The sequence below is a fragment of the Thermovirga sp. genome (genome assembly GCA_012523215.1).
Classification (GTDB): Bacteria; Synergistota; Synergistia; order Synergistales; family Thermovirgaceae; genus 58-81.
Window position 1 is genome coordinate 1 of the sequence record JAAYIZ010000279.1, and the last position, 2293, is coordinate 2293.

The 2293-nt window shown below is 58.4% G+C and carries 2 protein-coding genes, 2 tRNA genes and 1 rRNA gene; 1 reads left to right on the forward strand and 4 read right to left on the reverse strand.

Going from position 1 to position 2293, the window contains the following annotated elements:
- Window positions 1–954 (forward strand): M20 family metallopeptidase (locus GX108_07560; GenBank protein NLO56889.1); only part of this gene is annotated, 954 nt, incomplete at its 5' end.
- Window positions 955–978: 24 nt separating this feature from the next.
- On the opposite strand, the gene GX108_07565 is transcribed toward GX108_07560, so the two are convergent.
- From GX108_07565 to GX108_07580, 4 genes are all read right to left on the reverse strand, one after another.
- Window positions 979–1506, reverse strand: a complete 528-nt coding sequence (locus GX108_07565; GenBank protein ID NLO56890.1) for an NAD(P)H nitroreductase — start codon at window positions 1504–1506, stop codon at window positions 979–981.
- Window positions 1507–1955: 449 nt separating this feature from the next.
- Window positions 1956–2030 (reverse strand) — tRNA-Ala (locus GX108_07570).
- An 8-nt stretch (window positions 2031–2038) separates the two neighbouring features.
- Window positions 2039–2115: transfer RNA gene (locus GX108_07575), tRNA-Ile, on the reverse strand.
- 51 nt (window positions 2116–2166) lie between these two features.
- Window positions 2167–2293: ribosomal RNA gene (locus GX108_07580) — 16S ribosomal RNA — on the reverse strand; the annotation flags it as partial.

Consider the following 2293-nt stretch of genomic DNA (forward strand, 5'->3'; position numbering starts at 1 on the left):
ACCAACGAGGAAAGCGGCTTCCGGGGCATCAAGTGGTACGCCGCCAACGAGGAAGCCCCCGTCGCGGGTTTCACCCCCGATATACCGGAGGGGATCGTCCATGCCGAGAAGGGCGGCCTCCATATCCGGATCGATATACCTGTCGGGGTCAACGACGCGGCCCGGCTGGTCTCTTTCCAGGCGGGGGAGGCCGTCAACATTGTCCCCGACCGGTGCGAGGCCGTCTTCAGGGGAGAGAACGCCACCCTTCAAGCCTGGGCGGATGTACTCCGCGGCGCTGTCGGGACCATACCCCTGGGCGGTGAGGTGCTTTTCGAAAAGGGGGCCATTACCGTAAGAGCTTTCGGCAGGGCGGCCCACGCGAGCCTCCCTGAAAATGGAGAGAACGCCATCGCGGCCCTCTGCCGGCTGATCGATGCCAACCCTCCCCCCGGGGGAGCCTTTGAGGTTTTTAGCATCCTCTCGGATCTGCTGGAAGACCCGAGGTTCGGTTCCAGCCTGGGGATAGCCATGAGCGATGACGTCTCCGGCCCGCTGACGTGCAACCCAGGTTTGGCCTCCTTTTCGAGGGGTATCCTCTCTGTCGCTCTCGATATCAGGCATCCGGTGACGATCAAGGGTGACCTGGTGGCGGAAAGGCTCCGGGAAAGACTGGCCTCCCTTGGCCTCGTCCCCGTGGAGACTTCCAGGTACAGCCCCCTTTTAATTCCCAAGGATTCGCCACTGATAAGGGATCTCAGCGAGGCTTTTTACGAGGTGACGGGGAAATATCCGGAAGTGATGGCCATCGGTGGCGGGACCTATGCCAAAGCCCTCCCAAATGTGGTGGCCTTCGCTCCCTTCCCGTCGGGCCTTCTCGACCTGGCCCACCAGGCCGATGAACACATCGGGATCGAGGACCTTTTGTCCTCCGTCCTGGTCCTCAAGGCCGCCATGCTCAAGCTAGCGAGGTGAGAACCCGCCCGAAATCGTTGCCCCTTAGACCGGACTGAACCGGTTCCTGTGTATCTTCCGAAAAGGTAGTTCCTTTTTCGGGGTGGGGCGCTTTTCTTCTGCGGGATGGCCCACCGCGATGACGCACAACACCCTTAAATTGTCGGGGATGTCCAGCAGTTCCCGGACGTAATCCTCGGCGGTCCTGTCGGGGGAGTGTTCCCTGTTTCGTACTTGGGACCAGCATGACCCAAGGCCCAATTGGACGGCGGCAAGCTGGACTATGACGGCCGCCAGGGACGAGTCCTCGACCCAGGTATCAGTGATTACTTCATTTCCCAGGACGACAACGCCCAGGGACGCGCCGGCGAGAAAAGCGGAATTGCTTCCCCTCGTATCGGCCAGTTTTTTTAGCAATAACCTGTCGTCGACGAAAATAAATTCCCAGGACCTAGAATCTCTCCCCGTGGGACTCCTGAGAACCGCCTCCTCGAGGGCTATTACCTGATCCGCTGAAAGGGGGCGGTCTTGGTACTTTCTGATGCTCCTTCGTTTTCTTAACAGTTCCAGCATATTCATCACTCCTCTTTAAAAAATCCCTTGTCGAGGGACAAAAATCAAAAAAGGGGTGGCTTCCGCCACCCCTGTCCTTCCTTGGTCGGGTTTCCCGGCGCAGAGACACTTCAAGCAACCACTCCCCACTCCGTCAACAACCGTTCCTCGTTACCGGATCGCTACACCACACTCAAACTACGCCGTACCTGATGTTGCTCCTGCTGTCCAAAACCCGCCTTTCAAGCCGGAAAACCCGACTCCGGGGTCACTTCTCCCCGATATCAGAATGATACAACAACCTCGAAAGAAAATCAAGGGGCAGGAAATACAGGATCGTTATCGCCGGAGGGAAGGGCGAAAAGAGTGAAACCCTCGCCGTCAGGAGATTCTGAAGGCCAGGACCCTTGCCGCTCCAATTGAAAAATGCGGCCCCTTCGACCGCATTATCAGGACCGCATTTATTGGGCTGGTGGAGATGATCGGATTCGAACCGACGACTTCCTGCGTGCAAGGCAGGCGCTCTCCCACTGAGCTACATCCCCGAAATGGCTGGTGGGCCGAGGAGGATTCGAACCTCCGACCTCACGGTTATCAGCCGTGTGCTCTAGCCACCTGAGCTATCGGCCCTCGGGAAAAAAGAAACAGCGTACAAAAACCCATGGGGTGCCTCTTATGATACTCCCTAGAAAGGAGGTGATCCAGCCGCACCTTCCGGTACGGCTACCTTGTTACGACTTCACCCCCCTTACCAGGCACACCTTAGACGGCTCCGTCCCTTGCGGGTTCGGCCACCGGCTTCGGGTGC

Excerpts from the sequence above, each read along its gene's own strand:
- GX108_07565 (NLO56890.1), bottom strand. The coding sequence starts at position 1,506 with ATGCTGGAACTGTTAAGAAAACGAAGGAGCATCAGAAAGTACCAAGAC.